Genomic DNA, 17,860 nt, shown 5'->3' with positions numbered 1-17,860 from the left:
TTGAATTTGAAGAGAGGCTGAAACAGGAGGACCAATTGTGAAAGTAATTCCTTTATATAAGATGATTGTAAAAGAAGAAACGGATGTTTCTTTAGCTAAAAAGGGTGATCATGAGGCTTTCATGGCACTTATACATACAGAAAAAGTGAAGATGTATCGCATTGCGAAGGCGATGTTACATGATGAGACGAATATAGAGGATGCGATGCAGGCAACAATTTTAAAAGCTTATGAAAATATAAAAAAACTGAAAAAGGAAGAGTTTTTTCAAACTTGGCTAATTAGAATTTTAATAAATGAGTGTAACAATATAATTCGCTCTTATAAAAAAGTAATAGTAATTGAGGATTATGATAGTAATATGGTGGCCTTCGATCGATATGAAGATATTGATCTTTGTAATGCTATTCAGTCTTTAACGGAAGAACTAAGAGCTGTAACCGTACTTTATTATTATGAAGATATGAATCAAGAAAGTATTGCAGCGCTTTTAGAAATTCCAAAAGGCACGGTTAAATCAAGATTGTCACGTGCAAGGGAACAATTAGAAGAGCGATTAAAGATGGAGTAGGAGGTGGTTAAAATGGATAAAGAAAAATCATTTGATGAAAAATTAAAAAAGAGAATAGAGAAGGATAATACCGTATTGCCACAGGCACTAAACGAAAAAATTAATGATACACTTCATAATCTTCCTGTAAAAAGAAAGGGTTATAGAGTACATATGATGTTTATTAGTGCCGCTGTTCTAACGCTGTCAATTGTATCTATGTCTGAGTTTTCTATACAGAGCTTTGCACAAAATGGAGGAGTGTTTAATTACGTAAAGAAGAATGCGTTTTCTGATTATGAGAATGAAGAAGAAATAAAGTCGAACGTTAATTATCCAGATAAGGAAAAGATTCATCAAAAGATGCTTGATTCAATTGATCATTTCCAAAATGTTTCAGGGCAATTCGAGGAATATTCTAGCTCTACAAGAATTGCTACAACATATAAATATGCGATTGATACGGAGAAACAGAGTGGTATTTCATCTAAAGAAGATAAACTGTCGAAAAAAAGAACGATTATATATAACGAGGGCAGAAAAAAAGAGTTTAATGATGGGAATAATACGTATAAAGAGACGAGATGGAGCCCAAAAGAAAGAAATAATGAACTATTAAAATTAAGTCCTACGGAAAGGTTATTTAGAAAATCAGGTGAGAAAAAACGATACGACGATGAGTATGTAGGGCAAGCTAAATATAGTATTCAATCAGAATTCGCTGATTTATTAATTCGGTATAAAGATTGGAATTATAGAGAGACGAAGTATCTTGGATTAGATTGCTACAAAATAGAAGGGGTAATAAACATAGAGATGCCTATAAGTACATCTGAAGATTTGAGAGGGAAGTTTGAAATGGTTGTAGAGAAAAATACAGGAATTATGTTGAAGTTCCTTAGTTTTCATGAAGGTATGATTCAATATTCGATTACGACTGAATGGATACAAATAAACAAAGGATTGAAAGAGAATGTATTTCAAAAGGATAGCACTAATTATGAAAAGTTGAAAAACATATTAGATGAATAGAAAACGGAGGGAATTATATGGAGAATACTTCTCCTTCAAGAGAAAAGAAAAATAAACGAAAATATAAAAAGACAACGATAATAAGTGTATTGTTAGGAGTATTACTATTTGGCGGAGTTGGATATGGTACCTATGTATATATGAAGACTTCTAATCTCGTACAAAAATCAAATTTGAATTTAGCGCGTGGTGAAAAATCAAATTTACGCGAGAAAGCTGTAAAGCCAATTACACACAACGTTTCAATTTTAATTATGGGAATTGATGAAAATCAAGAACGTCAAAAGGAGTATAACGGTGCATTTCATACAGATGCATTATTGTTAGCTACTTTTAATAAAGACGATAAGACAGTGAAGTTAACTAGTATACCACGAGATACATATACATATGTTCCAATCGAAAAGAAAAAAGATAAAATAACACACGCATATGGAAGTGGTTTCGTTAAAAACGGAAAAGATGGAGGACCACAAGCATCTGTTGAGGCAGTAGAAAAGTTACTGCAAGTACCGGTAGATTATTTTGTGAAATTTAATTTTGGGTCATTTATTAAAATTGTTGATGGGCTCGATGGTGTTGAAGTAGATGTCCCTGTTGAATTTACTGAACAAAATAGTAAAGATGAACCTGATGCGATTCACTTGAAAAAAGGGGTTCAAAAATTAACGGGAGAAGAAGCACTTGCTTTGGCGAGAACTCGTCATATTGATAGTGATGCAATGAGGGGGCAGCGCCAACAACTTGTCATTGAAGCGATTTTAAGTAAATTAAAAAGTGTAGGGTCTATTACAAAACTGGAGAAAATGGTTGAGGCTGTCGATGGTGATTTTAAAACAAATTTGGCATTGGAGGATATTTTATCTTTTTATAAATATGGTTTAGATTGTTCTGTTGAGAAGATTCAACTAGCTGGTGATGATTTATATTTACCTAATGGTCCAAATGGACAACGTGTATATTACTATAATCCTAATAAAACAGACTTACAAAATTTGAGTAATACACTCAGAATCCACCTTGGATTAAGTGAGAAGCAAATTGAGGGAAATTAAAGCAGATGTTATATCTGCTTTTTATTTTATTCAATAGTATAACATTTACATTTTAATGTTATATACTATTTAAAAATTTTATATAATAGTGTAACATAATAAAGAGGTTCAAGTTAAATGGCAAGGGGGCTATCACATAGAATAAATGATTATCATTAATTGAAATAGTATGGGAGAAATGAAAGAAACAGGGGAGTATTGAAAATGAAAATTGTAAAGAATTTAACATTCCAAGTTATTGTGGCAATTATTTGTGGTATTGCAGTAGGAGCGATTTGGCCTAGTGTCGGACAGCAAATGAAACCAATTGGTGAGACGTTCATTAATATGATTAAAATGGTCATTGCACCGATTATCTTTTTAACAATTGTGCTTGGTATTGCAAGTATGGGGAATATGAAAAAGGTAGGACGCGTTGGTGGGAAAGCGTTATTATATTTTGAAATTGTTACAACCTTTGCTCTTATTATTGGTATTATCGTAGCGAATGTCATACGTCCTGGCGATGGGTTAGATCCTTCAAAGCTAAAGGGCGGTGATGTTTCGCAATATGTACAAAGTGGACAAGAAATGAAATGGATGGATTTCTTTTTACATATTGTGCCTTCTAATATGTTCGAGGCATTCGCAAAAGGTGATATTTTACAAGTGTTGTTCTTCTCCATTTTATTTGGAGCAGGTTTAACGATGCTTGGAAAAAACGGTCAACCTGTTATCGACTTTTTTGAAAGATTATCGAAAGTGTTTTTTAATATTTTATCGATTGTTATGAAACTAGCACCGGTTGGAGCGTTTGGTGGAATGGCGTTTACAATTGGGAAATACGGTATAGGTACTTTAATACCACTAGGTAAATTGATGATTTGCGTATATGCGACAATGGCATTATTTGTTTTTATCGTTTTGAATTTTATTTGTAAGCTTTATAAATTTAGCTTATGGAAATACTTAGTACATATTAAAGAAGAACTATTAATCGTTCTTGGAACATCTTCATCAGAATCTGTATTACCGCGTATGATGACAAAGATGGAAGACTTCGGATGTTCAAAGCCAGTAGTAGGCTTAGTTATTCCAACTGGCTACTCTTTTAACTTAGATGGAACAACGATTTATTTATCTATGGCAACAATATTTTTAGCGCAAGTTTTTCATGTCGATCTTTCACTAGGCCAACAATTAACTATAATAGCTATTTTGTTAGTTACATCGAAAGGGGCAGCAGCGGTAACGGGCGGAGGATTTATTGTATTAGCTTCTACTTTATCTGCGATGAATGTTATCCCATTAGAAGGATTAGCGCTTTTACTTGGGGTTGACCGTTTTATGTCAGAAGCGCGAGCAATCGTTAATTTAATTGGTAACGGTATTGCGACTATAGTTGTTGCAAAAAGTGAAAATGAATTCAATGATGAGAAGTATACGAGAGTGTTAGAAGAAATGAAGAGAGAGAGAATAGCCGGATAAAAAAGTCAGCTTTGCTGACTTTTTTTATTTTTGTAGGAAAGAAGTTTCTAAATATATACATTATTTATTAACAATAATTCACAGAGGCTTAATCTGTAAATAAAGTAAAGACTATTAAATCGGTACATTTATATGGATGGGAAATAGGTTTTGAACATTATATGGAATTTTTATGAATATTACTGTAAAAAAATAATTTTTTAAAAATTTTCAATAATAATACTTTACAAAATTTAAAAAATTAGTAGAATAAGAATTAATAAGAATCGTCTGATAAATATATAAAGAAAAACAGAATTATCAGAAAATTCTTGAATAGATATCGTTTAGAATTAGGGAGGGTACAGAAAGTGAAAAAGAAAAAAATGAAAAAACTAACAGCAGTTGTAGTACCGGTTTTGGCAATGAGCATGGCATTAACAGCATGTTCTACATCAGGTGGAGATAAAAAGACAAGTACAAACTCAAGTGGAGATAGCAAGTCAGGGGAAAAATTAGCAGCAAAACAAGTTTTAAATAGAACAGTAACACAAGAAATTCCAACGATGGATTCTTCAAAATCAACAGATACAGTATCTTCACAAATACTAGGGAATACGATGGAAGGATTATATCGTCTTGATAAAGACAATAAGCCGATTCCAGCTGCGGCAGAATCTAGTACGAAAAGTGAAGATGGTAAAAAATATACATTTAAACTACGTAAAGATGCAAAATGGTCAAATGGAGATCCAGTAACTGCGAAAGATTTCGTATTTGCTTGGCAACGTCTATTAGATCCAAAAACAACAGCAGAGTATGCTTTTATCGCATTCCCAATTAAAAACGCAGAAGCGGTTAATAAAGGGGAAAAACCTGTAACTGAATTAGGAGTGAAAGCGGTAGATGACAATACGCTGGAAGTTGAACTAGAACAAGCAGTACCATATTTCTTAAACTTAGTGGCATTCCCATCATACTATCCATTAAATGAAAAGTTCGTAAAAGAAAAAGGAGAGAAGTTCGGTTTAGAATCTGATACAACAGTTTATAATGGACCGTTCGTTCTTAAAGATTGGAAGCATGAACAAGGATGGCAATTAAAGAAAAATGATCAATATTGGGATAAAAAGACTGTAAAACTTGAAGAAGTTAACTTCAGTGTTGTTAAAGAGCCAGCAACTCTAATCAATTTATACGATAGCGGACAAGTTGATTTTGCTTTATTAAATGGAGAGTTTGTTGATAAATATAGAAATAAGAAAGATGAATTTGGCACATATTCACAAGTAAGTACGTACTTTATCCGTATGAACCAAAAACGTGCTGGACAAGACACACCATTAAAGAGCAAAAAATTACGTGAAGCAATTGCACTATCAATTGATAAAAAGAATTTAGCAAATGTAATTTTAAATGATGGATCAAAAGAAGCTGACTTCTTAGTACCGAAAGGCCTAGCAACTGGACCAGACGGTAAAGATTTCCAAGAAACATTTAAAAATGGTATAAAACCAGATGCGAAGAAAGCAGCAGCGGCTTGGGATGAAGCGAAAAAAGAACTTGGTAAAGATCAAGTTACAATTGAATTCTTAAACTATGATACTGGTAATGCTAAAAAAGTTGGAGAATATGTAAAAGATCAGATTGAGAAAAACTTAAAAGGCGTAACAGTAAATATTAAACTTCAACCATTTAAGCAAAAACTAAAATTAGAAACTGAGCAAGACTATGATATTTCATATGGTGGTTGGAATCCTGACTACGCAGATCCAATGACATTCTTAGATATGTTTGAGTCTAAGCATTCTCATAACCAAATGAGTTTCTCTGATCCTAAATATGATGAAATGATTAAAAAATCTGGTACTGAATTAATGGGTGATGCGAAAAAACGTTGGGAAGAGTTAGGGAAAGCTGAAAAATTATTACTTGAACAAGATGTAGCGATTGTACCTTTATATCAACGTGGGGATTCTTATGTTTTACAACCAAATGTAAAGGGTGTAGTAAAACATAATATCAGTCCAGAATTTAGCTTTAAGTGGGCATATGTAACTGAAAAATAATAGAGTTGAAAAAGCATTTCAAAGTAGCTAAGCTGCTTTTGAGATGCTTTTTTTATTGAGCTTAAAATCCTAATTTATAGCATAGGTAAATAGAGAAGAATAAGGAATATAGTAGATGGGGGATAAATCATACTAAATTACGAAGATGAAAATCAGAATATTTAAAATAAAACTATTTACAAATGTAAAAAAAAGAGTAGAATAATATTAGTTATAATTTTCTGAAAATTATTTGGTAGTAAGGGATCTCTCAAGGGTTGGTATTGTACATATAATTAGGGAGGATACAAAAATGAAGAGAAAAAAAATGAAAAAGTTAACAGCAGTTGTAGTACCAGTTTTAGCAATGAGCATGGCGTTGACTGCGTGTTCTGGATCTGGTGGGGAGAAGAAAACGACTACGACGTCTAGTGGTGGGGAAGATAAAAAGTCTGATATTAAATATGCAGCGAAGCAAGTGTTAAATCGTACGGAAAACCAAGAAATTCCGACGATGGATACTTCTAAATCTACTGATACGTTAGGGTCACAAATTTTAGGGAATACGATGGAAGGTTTATATCGTCTTGATAAAGATAATAAGCCAATCCCAGCTGCGGCAGAATCTAGTACGAAAAGTGAGGATGGCAAAAAATATACATTTAAACTGCGTAAAGATGCGAAATGGTCGAATGGTGATCCTGTAACAGCGAAAGATTTCGTGTTTGCATGGCAGCGCTTACTTGATAAAAACACCGCTGCAGAATATGCGTTTATCGCTTACTATATTAAAAATGCAGAAGCGATTAATAAAGGAGAAAAACCTGTAACTGAATTAGGAGCAAAGGCGGTAGATGATTACACGCTAGAAGTAGAATTAGAAAAACCAGTACCGTACTTCTTAAATTTATTAGCATTCCCGTCATATTATCCGTTAAATGAAAAATTCGTAAAAGAAAAAGGGGATAAATACGGTTTGGAAGCGGATACAACAGTGTATAACGGGCCGTTCGTTATGTCTTCATGGAAACATGAACAAGGATGGCAGTTGAAGAAAAATGATAAGTATTGGGATAACAAGACTGTGAAATTAGAAGAAATTAATTACAGTGTTGTAAAAGAAGTAGCTACAAAAGTCAATTTATATGATACAGGATCGATTGACTTTACATTACTATCAGGAGAATTCGTAGATAAATATAAATCGAATAAAGATGAATACGGTGAGTATGCAGAATCAAGTACATTCTTCTTACGTTTAAATCAAAAGCGTAACGGACAAGATACACCGTTAAAGAGCAAAAAACTTCGTGAAGCAATTGCATTATCAGTTGATAAAAAAGGATTGGCGAATGTAATTTTAAATAATGGATCAAAAGCAACGGATCAATTGGTTCCGAAAGGGCTTGCGACAGGACCTGACGGTAAAGATTACCAAGATACATTTAAAAATGGTCTGAAATATGATCCGAAAAAAGGCGCAGCAGCCTGGGAAGAAGCGAAAAAGGAACTTGGAAAAGATCAAGTTACAATTGAATTACTAAGCTATGATGATGGAACTGCGAAAAAGATTGCTGATTATGTTAAAGATCAAATTGAGAAAAATTTAAAGGGTGTAACGATTAATACGAAAATTCAGCCGTTCAAACAAAAATTAAAATTAGAGACTGCACAAGATTATGAAATCTCTTATGCAGGTTGGAGTCCAGACTATGCGGATCCAATGACATTTATTGATATGTTTGAATCGAAGAGTCCATACAACCAAATGAGTTATTCAAATCCAAAATATGATGAAATGGTAGAACAAGCAGGTAATGAATTAATGGGTGATGCGAAGAAACGTTGGGAAACGTTAGGAAAAGCAGAAAAATTATTCCTTGAAGAAGATGCAGGGTTAGTTCCTTTATATCAAACAGGAAGAGCGTATGTAATGAAACCGAATGTAAAAGGAATCGTTAAACATAACATTAGTCCAGAATATAGCTTTAAGTGGGCGTATGTAACTGAGGATGGCGGGAAAAAATAATATGAAAGCATTTCAAAAGTGGCTAAGCTGCTTTTGAAATGCTTTTTTTAGTATGTATAAGAGAATAAGGCCCATGAAATTTGAGATTATTTTCAAAATTCTACTGTAGGATATTAGAAGGAATGCGGTAGTTGGTTAGATGAATGTTAAGTAGAGATTTCATATTGATAAGAAAAATATAGAACTTAGCAATAGAGAAGAATAAGAGGAGGTATGTTTACATATAGTAGATGGGGGATAATTCATATAGTAGTAATAGTAAAATAACAAGTTACTATCATAAAAAAATAAATTTTTAGAAAATTTACAAAAATACTTTACAAAGCTTAAAAAATTAGTAGAATATTAATTAATAAGAATTTTCTGATAACGAAAGTTAACAGGAAATCTCTCAAAGTTAGTAGCGTACATATAATTGGGGAGGGTACAAAAAAATGAAGAAAAAAAAGATGAAAAAATTAACAGCGGTTGTAGCACCAGTTTTAGTAATGAGTATGGCATTAACAGCGTGTTCGGGATCAGGTGATAAAGATAAGGCAAGCACAACGCCAAAAAGTGGTGAAAAAGAAGGCGGAAAATTAGCAGCAAAGCAAGTACTTAATTTAACAGATAGCCAAGAGATTCCATCTATGGATTCTTCAAAAGCGACAGACCAAGTATCGTTTCTTGCTTTAAACAACGTAATGGAAGGTTTATATCGACTGGATAAAGATAATAAAGCAACACCAGGAGTTGCTGAATCATATAAAAAGAGTGATGATGGTAAAAAGTATACATTTACATTAAATAAAAATGCGAAATGGTCAAATGGAGAACCTGTAACAGCGAAGGATTTCGTGTTTGCTTGGAAACGTGCGGTAGATAAAAATACAGCAGCAGAATATGCATACATTATGTTTGATTTAAAGAACGCAAAAGCAATTAATGAAGGAAAAGCAGAGCTTGATACTTTAGGAGTAAAAGCTGTAGATGATTACACATTAGAAGTAGAATTAGAAAATCCAGTTCCTTACTTTGTAGAATTAACTTCATTCGGAACATTCTATCCGTTAAATGAAAAATTCGTAAAAGAAAAAGGAGAAAAATACGGTTTAGAAGCAGATACAACGATATATAACGGGCCGTTTACATTAGCAAGTTGGCAACATGAACAAGGTTGGAAGTTAAAGAAAAATGCACAATACTGGGATAATAAAACAGTTAAGTTAGAAGAAATTAACTTTAATGTCGTAAAAGATAGCGGTACACGTGTAAACTTATATGAAAGTGGACAAATTGATCGTGCGGCACTTGCATCTGAATTTGTTGACAAATATAAATCAAATCCGGATTTCTTTACACAAAAAACACCTTCAACGTACTTCTTACGTTTGAACCAAAAACGTGGTGGTCAAGATACAGTATTAAAGAGCAAAGATTTACGCTTAGCGATTGCGATGGCGTATGATAAAAAAGGCTTAACAAATGTTATTTTAAATGACGGATCTACACCTGCAGATTACTTAGTACCAAAAGAATTTGCGAAAAGTCCAGATGGAAAAGACTTCCGTAAAGATAACGGAGATATTTTAAAAACAGATGTGAAAAAGGCAAAAGAGCATTGGGAAAAAGCGAAAAAAGAACTTGGAAAAGACCAAGTAACGGTAGAGTTATTAAACTATGATAGCGATAACGCAAAAAAAGTAGGGGAATTCTTAAAAGGAGAGCTTGAGAAGAACTTACCAGGATTAACAGTGAATTTGAAAAACCAGCCGTTTAAACAAAAATTAAAGCTAGAAACAGATCAAGACTATGATTTATCTTATGCTGGTTGGGGACCTGACTACTTAGATCCAATGACATTTATTGATATGTTTGTTACAAATGGCACTCATAACCAAACAGGATATTCAAATCCGAAATATGATGAAATTGTAGAAAAAGGGAAGGGCGAATTATTAACGAAAACGAAAGAGCGTTGGGATGGCTTACTGAAAGCTGAGAAAATGTTACTTGAAGATGCTGCAATTGCACCGTTATATCAACGTGGTGACGCTATCGTTCAAAGACCAAAAGTAAAAGGCATTATTCACCACCCAGTTGGTGGAGATTACAGCTACAAATGGGCATATATTTCTGATGATAAGTAAGAGAGAGGGCGCACAATGCGCCCTTTTTCTATGCACTTTTCTTCCTTCCTGGAATATATAAAATAAAAAAGGGAGAATCCCATGAAACGAAATACGTACATCGATTTTCTAGCTTATTACGGAATAGGGAGTGCCCATCCTGGTGGTTTTACGCTAACGAAACAATTGCTCTCTCAATTGCCACTTAGACATGGAGCGAATGTTCTTGAGATAGGTTGCGGCACGGGGAAAACAGCGGCGTATATGACAAAAGCATTTGGTTATAAAGTAACAGCAGTTGAAAAGAATGAAATTATGATTCAAAAAGCGAAAGATAGATGGTTGTTTGAAGGTTTAGATATACAATTAATTCAAGGAGATGTAGAAAGATTGCCTTGTTTAAATGATTCATTTGAGCTTGTACTCGGAGAATCTATACTCGCTTTTACGAATAAAGAAAAGGTTATTCCGGAATGTTATCGGGTATTGCAGCAGGATGGAAAGCTTGTTGTGATTGAAATGATTATCGAAAGCCATATTGGGAAAAATCAGGAAGAAAAAATCGTACAATTATATGGAATGAAAGAATTATTAACTGAGGATGAGTGGATTCATTTATTTAAAGTAGCAAATTTTAAAAAAATTACAATTGCGGGTGGCGGTACCATTGCAGAAACAGTTGCAGGACATATGGAAGAGCCGGAGTGGAATGTATCACCGTTTATTCCAGAAGAATTGTATGAGGCGTGGTTGCAACACGAACAAGTACTGCTTATGTATCAACATATTTTAGGACATCGTATTTTTATATGTGAAAAATAGAAAAAAGAGTTGGCTAAAGATAGTCAACTCTTTACTATGTTAGATGAAAAATAATGCAGCCAAAGTAATTCCAAAAATAAAACCAAATCCGAGTTCAAAGCCCCAGCCGCCGCCCCAGCCACAACCACCACCGCCGCAACCACCTCTGCAACCATCGCCGCCGCAACCACCGCCGCCCCAACTACCGTCAAATCCGAAGCCGCAACTGTCACATCTACTAAGACCGCCACAAATATCACAACCACCGTTTGGATATGCGTCATTGTATCCAAATCCTGTATCAAAAGATGAACGTCTTTGTACCGGCTCGATCCAAACAGAATCATTTGTCACGTCTATTATTTTTCCTAAATGGATACGACCATCAAGATCTTCAATTCGAACCACTTTACCGAAATAACGTTGGCATGTGTCATAACATTTTTGTCTATGCATGTTCTTTCCTCCTTCGCATTACAGTAATACGATATGTAAGGGGGACAAGTGCGGCTTGTATGAATGACCTACCTATTATAATTGTTATAAGAAAGGGGAAATATATGAAAAGGATATATAGTGAGGAGGAAATGAAATGAAATCTACAGATCAATTTCAGACGTACGAAGTTCCTTGGGAAGAATTTATAGAAGCATTGCGAGGTGAAATGAAGAAACAAGTCGGGGCGGATATTATAGATACAGTAGTTTGTAATTTGGAAGATGGTTTTGAGGTATATACATATGTGCAGGGTGATTTAGATTTTGAATATAAGGAAGCACTTGAAAGAAAATATGGAAGCGATGCGAAGATACCTAATTTGTTAACGGTTATGCTGTTAGCTAGCATTTATAATGCGGGTGAAGAGAATATACGTTTACATGCAGATCAGAAGGAAAATCCGATTGTTGAAGTATATGTGAAGAAATAAAGAGCGCGCTAGTAGTAGCGTGCTCTTTATTTTTTGTATTGAGTAGAAAATCAAACCTTTATGGTGAAATTTATAAGGGGAAAAGTATGAAAGCTATGTGTTATTTCGGATATATAATAAGGAAAAAACTCGAAATATAAAATGGGATATTTCAACTTTTCTTACATAATGTTATTGTTGTGAATTGTTGTCCTAAAATACAAGTCATATATCTTGTTTCCTCTCATAAATTTAAACATAGGAATTTGTCTACAAAGGTGGCGAAGCCTCATCATGAAAATTCGAATTTGTGCCACATTCATGATTTTTCTATTTATATGGTTACATCCTTTTTGGACTTTTGCAAAAGGAGAGGAGGCAAAGGAAAGGGTCGTTTCACTTGTATATGATGATTCGGGCAGCATGAGAAATAACGATCGCTGGAAGTATGCCAATTATGCTTTGCAAAGTTTAGTTGCACTATTAGACGAGAAAGATAAATTTTCTTACGTTCCAATGAGCCGACCGAACGATCCGCTAAATATTGCTTTAACAAAGGATAAAAGGCAAACAGAAATTGATGGAATTGGAGCGTGGAAAACGTATTTAAATACTCCGTTTAGCGCAGTAGAAACGGCAATGCAATCAATAAAAAAGGAAGCGGATATAGATGGGAAACGTGAATTTTGGCTTATTGTATTAACTGACGGGGCATTTAATGATTTAGAAAAAGATAAGGTTGGCGGAAAAGAACAAATTACACAGAAGTTAGCACAGTTTAGGAAAGAAATGGACTTAAAAAAGACTTCTTTACATCCAGTCTTAATAACGATGGAAGAAGATTTAGGACAGCAAGAAAAAGAGCAGCTAAATACTTTTAAAGAAATATGGAAGAAAGAGATAAATGGTGTTACGATGCCATCTAGTGGAGAGGATGGTATTGTAAAAAGTGTGAATCAAGTTGCAGCATTAGTTGCAAATCGCGATCCATTTTCTTCTGTTGAATCGATTGTGAAAACGAAAATATCCGGAAAAAAAGTGGAGATTACAACGCCGTTTCCATTAAAGCGTATGACACTTGTACGACAATCGCCTTCTTTGTCTAACTATCAAGTTGTGCAAATCTCTAAACCGTTACAGCTACAATCTTCTTTTTCCATACATGCGCCAGGAGAAGCTAAATTATTCGGAAATATAGTGCATGTAAGTACGATGAATCAGGAAGTGATTAAGCCAGGGACATATACAATAGAAGTGGATCAAGACATTGAGAAAGAAGGGTTACAAGTACTTGTTGAACCGGCACTTAATTATACTGTTTCTACGTATGACAAAGATGATAAAGATAGAAAAACTGTTGAGAAAATGTACGAAGGTGTAACGGCAGTTATTGAAGCAAAGCCTACTGAGCTACCAATTCAGTCTTCTTATTTTGAAGCAGAAGTAGAAATAGACGGGAAGCAGTATCCGATGAAGTGGGACGATAAAAGGCATGTGTTTTATTACGAAATAAAAGTTGGAAAAGAGTTAGTACGCGGGAAAGTTCATATGAATATAAAGGGATTTTATAGGCAGACGAAAGAATTCAAAATTGATACAGCTGAAAAACAGAAATTATCACTTCAAACTGTTACGAAAGATTATGAAGAAAAAGTAACAAATTTAGAAAATAGTAAACCATTTATTTTACAGCCCCAGTTAGATGATAAACCGATGACAGAAGAGGCTGTAAAGAAACTATTAAAATCTACTGGTGTCACATCTAATCAATCGATCAACTACGAATTAAAACAGCATGGTAATCAAATTTACGTTTATCCTCGTCCCTATTACTCCGACACATTCAATTTTACAGATACAGGCACCGTAGAAGCTACCATCACGATCAATGATTCAAAATTACAAGAAGTAAAAGAAAAAATTTCACTTCACATTGAAAATGCGCCGTTCTTTGAGAAGTATGCGCTCATTTTTAAATGTGTAATTCCTATCACGGTATTACTTTTCATAGTAGGAATTATTATTTTAGGATGGATTGTTCGTCCGAGGTTTCACCGGAAAGCATTATTATATTACGAATGGGATCAAGAAGTGGCGAAAGATTGGCTTTACCAATCTGAACCTGAGTTACTTAGAAATAAATGGTGGAAACACTATTTTGGCATTCCATTTCGAGCAGAAAGAAAGACTGTGCAATCTGTAACATTAATAGCGAAAAAAGGATCGAAATCTATATTTGTAGCGAAAGAATCGCAAGTGGTTGGGATGATTATTGACGGGATGTTTATTACAGAGGAAGAAGTGGGAATGGAGCATAAAACATTGTATCCAAATGAAATTTTAATAATTGATAGAGGATATGGTAAGGAGATTTACAGGTATGAATGTGAATAGTAGATGGGGTATAAGAGGGGCGGTGGAGGCTCGGCTCTCTTAATCCTTCTATTCAAACAAGCACGAATAGGAAGGTGGTTCACATGACATTACAAGTTCCAACAATTTTAATTGGCTTAGGTGGAATCGGTAGTACTGTCACACACCAAATATATGAAAAGTTACCTGAGGAGCGTCGTAAAAAGGTAGCGATGCATGTATTTGATACAGATGTGAATACATTGAGTAAATTTGATCATATTCGGAAGTTTAAGACGCAAACGAGTTCGAGTAAAACACCGAGAGAGTATATTGCGGGAGATCCAACGATTCCGGAATGGTTCCCGATGGACCCAACTATACTTGATAAACCGTTAACAGAAGGAGCAGGGCAGTTACGGGTTATCTCTCGGTTAGCGCTACGTGCAGCGATGAAAGAAGATAAGCTGACATCTTTTTGGCAAGAAATTGAGAAGATTTTTCCGGTTACAAGCGATCAGACGGAATATGGTGTGCGAGTTATTATTGTAACGTCACTAGCTGGTGGAACAGGTTCAGGGATGTTTTTACAAATCGCATTATATTTACGTGAAATGCTTCGGAAAAAATTGCAGCATCATAACATTTTAATACGTGGTGCATTTTTAATGCCAGATGTTTTAGTTAAGACGAGAACGGTTAGTGCGAAAGAGTTTGAAACTGTGCAAGCGAACGGCTATGCATCTTTAAAAGAGCTGCACGCTATTACGCTCGGGTCTACTGGGGAATTATCAAAACGCGGCGGTGTAACGATCGAATTAGAATATCGTCCTGATCAAGTGGATGAAGATGGGAGAACGAATCATACGATTAAGCAGCATCATTTACCGTATAATTATTGTTTCTTATATGATTATGAAAATTTACATGGGCACCATTTGCACAATTTATCGGATTATATGGAGCAAATGGCAAACACGATTTATTTACAGTTATTTAGTCCGATGTCCACAAATCATTTTGCACAAGAAGATAATCAAATCCAGCAATTAGCAGAATCAAGTGGGAAAGGTAGATATTGCGGAGCAGGAACGGCAAAACTTATTTATCCGTATGAGCATGTTTTGAAATATTGTGCATTAAAATGGGCGGTGCAAGGTTTAGATGAATCGTGGCTTCATTTAGATCAACTGTTTCAAGAGAAGAAGCAAAGATACGATCAAGATGTAAAACGTGGTATGCAGCGCGAAAAGCCGGAGCGTGGTAAAAGTTATTTAGAAGATTTAGAACATCTTGCTACTCGTCCAGAACAAGCTCATATTTTTTATAGACAAATGTACAATGAAACGCGTGAAGGGGCAGAGGGCGGAAAGCTCGGTGTTGCAAAATCAAAATTGTTTTTAGATGCTGTAGAGAGTTATGTACACCGTACAGTGCAAAAAGATGAGGAATTAAACCGCCTGCAGCATGAGTGCAAAATATCGGCTGCGAAGCTTAAAATGATGGAACAAATGAAGGGTGAAGTAGCGAGAGTTGATCATGCGGTTCGTTTATATGCTTATGCGATTCCGAGCCGTGTACATGAGCATGTTACTACCCTTTTATATGACATGATCGAATCAGACCGTTTTACACCAAGTGGCTCAGAGGGACAGTCTTACCAATTAAATACATGGTTTTTAAAGAAAACGGATCCTGTTCATCCAGTAGCAGCACGTTTCATGCTGTATGAAATTCGTAAGCAGTTAGTAGAGAAGATGAATCGACTACATGAAAATAATGAACAAAAGCGTAATTTAATTCAAAACTACGATAAGAAATTTAATGTGAGTAATATTGATGGAACTGTAACGGCTGTTCGCCGCGTTGAAATTGCCCAGCAACAAGGTTGGTTTGGGAAAACGTTTTATAATCAGCAGCGTTTGTTCAAAAAAGAATTTGAAGATATCGTAACGCAATATGTACACAAATTAAGTGAGTATCGCAAAGAAATGTTGTTAGAACTCGTGTACCAATCGCTATATCAAGCGGTTAATAAAATGATTCAATATTGGGAAAGATTCTTTGATAATTTACAAGAAACACGTGAAAATTTATTGTTTGAAATTCAAAAGCGAAGTAAAGAATTTGAAGGGAAAACGAATCCGACGAATGTATATGTGTTAGCTGAAGAGAAATTGCAAGAAAAGATTTGGCAAGATATGCAGCAACATTTAAATTTAGGTGTATTACCGAAAGATATATCAGCAGAAATTTATATGAGTTTGTACGGGGAATATTGTCGTGATGCAAAAACTGAAGAAATTCAGTCGAAAAAGGTTGAAGACTTCTATCGTGAACATATATTGAGTTATTGTTATGACGAACTTCAAGTGCGCTATCGTGACAAATTAGAGCTTAATATCGTTGAAGCATTGCGAAAAGAAGCAGATTTCAAGAAACGTGATCGTGATGAATACGTTCGTGAAAAAATTGAAGATCTTTTCCATTTAGCAAGTCCGTTCGTTCCGAAAGTTTCTCATCATAGAGAGTTACAATATTGGGGCGTACACCCTTCTTTAAAACAAGAATTGCAAGAAGAGTTATTGCAAGAAATGTTTAAAGAAAAAGATACGGTAAACGAGGCATTTTCACCATTTGAAGTGATTTGTTATCGTGCCCATTACGGATTATCGTTACAAGATTTTCCTAAGCTTTCATCTGGGCATATTGCAAATGGTTTTATGAATGATAAAGGTGACTACTTTCAATCGTATTATCGCCGTGTGAACAAATTAAATAGTAAAAAGTCTAGTTTGACGCCGCATTTAGATAAGTATTGGCACTTACCAGCATTTATGCCAGACTTGAATGCAACACAAACGAAGTTAGACTACGATAAGTGTAATCGTGCTCTTCTATACGCGTATATGTATCGTTGGATTAGTTTAGTTGCTGTTGATGGACAGTTCGTGTATCAATATAACGGTGTCGGGCGTAGCTTTTTAATCCAATCGATGGGGAAAAATATATCAAGCGAAAGTTATAAATTGCACAGAGCATTGCTCCATAATCCGTTTATTTATGAAAACATCTTGTCACGATTTGAAGAAGAACAAGAAAAAGCTATGATACAAGGTGGACATTTATATACACATGCATTTGTATTAGGCGCTCAAGATATAAGATGGCTTCGTAAAGAGCACGTCCATAATATTTTAGATATGATTTTAATGTATGACCGTGAGGCAAAATATGACCCGACGCTAGAAGAAACATCCGACGAGTTGTTAAGGCTATTCCTTGATGAAATTGAGCTGTATTTCCAAAATTATTACGGAACGGGTGCAGATATGGTTGCGAAGAAAGAGAAAGAGATGTTTATTAAACAATTGTGGGATCGTTCGTATGCGAAAGGGTATGTGGATCCAAATAGTGCACCTTATAAAAAATGGCAAAATTTATTACACGTTCACGATGAAGAAGTGCCAAAAACGAATGTATAATGAATGAAAAGGGAATCCTTAAGAATGGCAATACAACTTTAGAAAAG

The 17,860-nt window shown here is 34.7% G+C and carries 12 protein-coding genes; 11 read left to right on the top strand and 1 reads right to left on the bottom strand.

Annotated elements, in window-relative coordinates; all coding sequences use genetic code 11:
- The first annotated feature begins 37 nt into the window (after positions 1 to 37).
- From VK90_RS06385 to VK90_RS06350, 8 genes are all read left to right on the top strand, one after another.
- Positions 38 to 571 carry an RNA polymerase sigma factor gene (locus VK90_RS06385; protein ID WP_048371357.1) on the top strand — a complete coding sequence of 178 codons (534 nt, stop codon included), beginning with the start codon at positions 38 to 40 and terminating at the stop codon, positions 569 to 571.
- 12 nt (positions 572 to 583) lie between these two features.
- Positions 584 to 1,582 (top strand): hypothetical protein, encoded by a 999-nt coding sequence (locus VK90_RS06380; protein ID WP_048371355.1) that lies wholly within the window; start codon positions 584 to 586, stop codon positions 1,580 to 1,582.
- 17 nt (positions 1,583 to 1,599) lie between these two features.
- Entirely contained in the window at positions 1,600 to 2,637 is a 1,038-nt protein-coding gene (locus VK90_RS06375) for an LCP family protein (protein WP_002172870.1), read from the top strand.
- A 204-nt stretch (positions 2,638 to 2,841) separates the two neighbouring features.
- Positions 2,842 to 4,104 carry a dicarboxylate/amino acid:cation symporter gene (locus VK90_RS06370; RefSeq protein ID WP_048371353.1) on the top strand — a complete coding sequence of 421 codons (1,263 nt, stop codon included), beginning with the start codon at positions 2,842 to 2,844 and terminating at the stop codon, positions 4,102 to 4,104.
- Between the two features lie 350 nt (positions 4,105 to 4,454).
- A complete protein-coding gene (locus tag VK90_RS06365; RefSeq protein WP_048371351.1) occupies positions 4,455 to 6,152 on the top strand; it encodes a peptide ABC transporter substrate-binding protein in 1,698 nt (565 codons plus the stop codon).
- Between the two features lie 292 nt (positions 6,153 to 6,444).
- Positions 6,445 to 8,160, top strand: a complete 1,716-nt coding sequence (locus tag VK90_RS06360) for a peptide ABC transporter substrate-binding protein (RefSeq protein WP_048371349.1) — start codon at positions 6,445 to 6,447, stop codon at positions 8,158 to 8,160.
- Between the two features lie 434 nt (positions 8,161 to 8,594).
- Positions 8,595 to 10,289, top strand: a complete 1,695-nt coding sequence (locus VK90_RS06355; RefSeq protein WP_048371347.1) for a peptide ABC transporter substrate-binding protein — start codon at positions 8,595 to 8,597, stop codon at positions 10,287 to 10,289.
- An 81-nt stretch (positions 10,290 to 10,370) separates the two neighbouring features.
- Positions 10,371 to 11,090, top strand: coding sequence for a class I SAM-dependent methyltransferase (locus tag VK90_RS06350; protein ID WP_048371345.1), 720 nt, complete (start codon positions 10,371 to 10,373; stop codon positions 11,088 to 11,090).
- A 39-nt stretch (positions 11,091 to 11,129) separates the two neighbouring features.
- On the opposite strand, the gene VK90_RS06345 is transcribed toward VK90_RS06350, so the two are convergent.
- Complete coding sequence (locus VK90_RS06345) at positions 11,130 to 11,525, bottom strand: hypothetical protein (RefSeq protein ID WP_048371343.1); 396 nt, start codon at positions 11,523 to 11,525, stop codon at positions 11,130 to 11,132.
- Between the two features lie 136 nt (positions 11,526 to 11,661).
- On the opposite strand from VK90_RS06345, the gene VK90_RS06340 reads away from it, so the two are divergent.
- From VK90_RS06340 to VK90_RS06330, 3 genes are all read left to right on the top strand, one after another.
- The gene (locus VK90_RS06340) at positions 11,662 to 11,997 is read left to right on the top strand and encodes a hypothetical protein (protein WP_002172863.1); all 336 of its coding nucleotides are present in this window, start codon (positions 11,662 to 11,664) and stop codon (positions 11,995 to 11,997) included.
- Positions 11,998 to 12,270: 273 nt separating this feature from the next.
- Positions 12,271 to 14,370 carry a vWA domain-containing protein gene (locus tag VK90_RS06335; protein WP_048371341.1) on the top strand — a complete coding sequence of 700 codons (2,100 nt, stop codon included), beginning with the start codon at positions 12,271 to 12,273 and terminating at the stop codon, positions 14,368 to 14,370.
- A gap of 83 nt (positions 14,371 to 14,453) precedes the next feature.
- A complete protein-coding gene (locus VK90_RS06330) occupies positions 14,454 to 17,813 on the top strand; it encodes a tubulin-like doman-containing protein (RefSeq protein WP_048371339.1) in 3,360 nt (1,119 codons plus the stop codon).
- Positions 17,814 to 17,860 lie beyond the last annotated feature (47 nt).

Source organism: Bacillus sp. LK2, from assembly GCF_001043575.1.
GTDB classification, from domain to species: Bacteria; Bacillota; Bacilli; order Bacillales; family Bacillaceae_G; genus Bacillus_A; species Bacillus_A paramycoides.
This window is presented reverse-complemented; position numbering and strand designations above follow the sequence as displayed.

Coding starts and splice junctions, on each gene's coding strand:
- VK90_RS06380 (WP_048371355.1), top strand. CDS start 584: ATGGATAAAGAAAAATCATTTGATGAAAAATTAAAAAAGAGAATAGAG.
- VK90_RS06375 (WP_002172870.1), top strand. CDS start 1,600: ATGGAGAATACTTCTCCTTCAAGAGAAAAGAAAAATAAACGAAAATAT.
- VK90_RS06370 (WP_048371353.1), top strand. CDS start 2,842: ATGAAAATTGTAAAGAATTTAACATTCCAAGTTATTGTGGCAATTATT.
- VK90_RS06360 (WP_048371349.1), top strand. CDS start 6,445: ATGAAGAGAAAAAAAATGAAAAAGTTAACAGCAGTTGTAGTACCAGTT.
- VK90_RS06355 (WP_048371347.1), top strand. CDS start 8,595: ATGAAGAAAAAAAAGATGAAAAAATTAACAGCGGTTGTAGCACCAGTT.
- VK90_RS06350 (WP_048371345.1), top strand. CDS start 10,371: ATGAAACGAAATACGTACATCGATTTTCTAGCTTATTACGGAATAGGG.
- VK90_RS06345 (WP_048371343.1), bottom strand. CDS start 11,525: ATGCATAGACAAAAATGTTATGACACATGCCAACGTTATTTCGGTAAA.
- VK90_RS06340 (WP_002172863.1), top strand. CDS start 11,662: ATGAAATCTACAGATCAATTTCAGACGTACGAAGTTCCTTGGGAAGAA.
- VK90_RS06335 (WP_048371341.1), top strand. CDS start 12,271: ATGAAAATTCGAATTTGTGCCACATTCATGATTTTTCTATTTATATGG.
- VK90_RS06330 (WP_048371339.1), top strand. CDS start 14,454: ATGACATTACAAGTTCCAACAATTTTAATTGGCTTAGGTGGAATCGGT.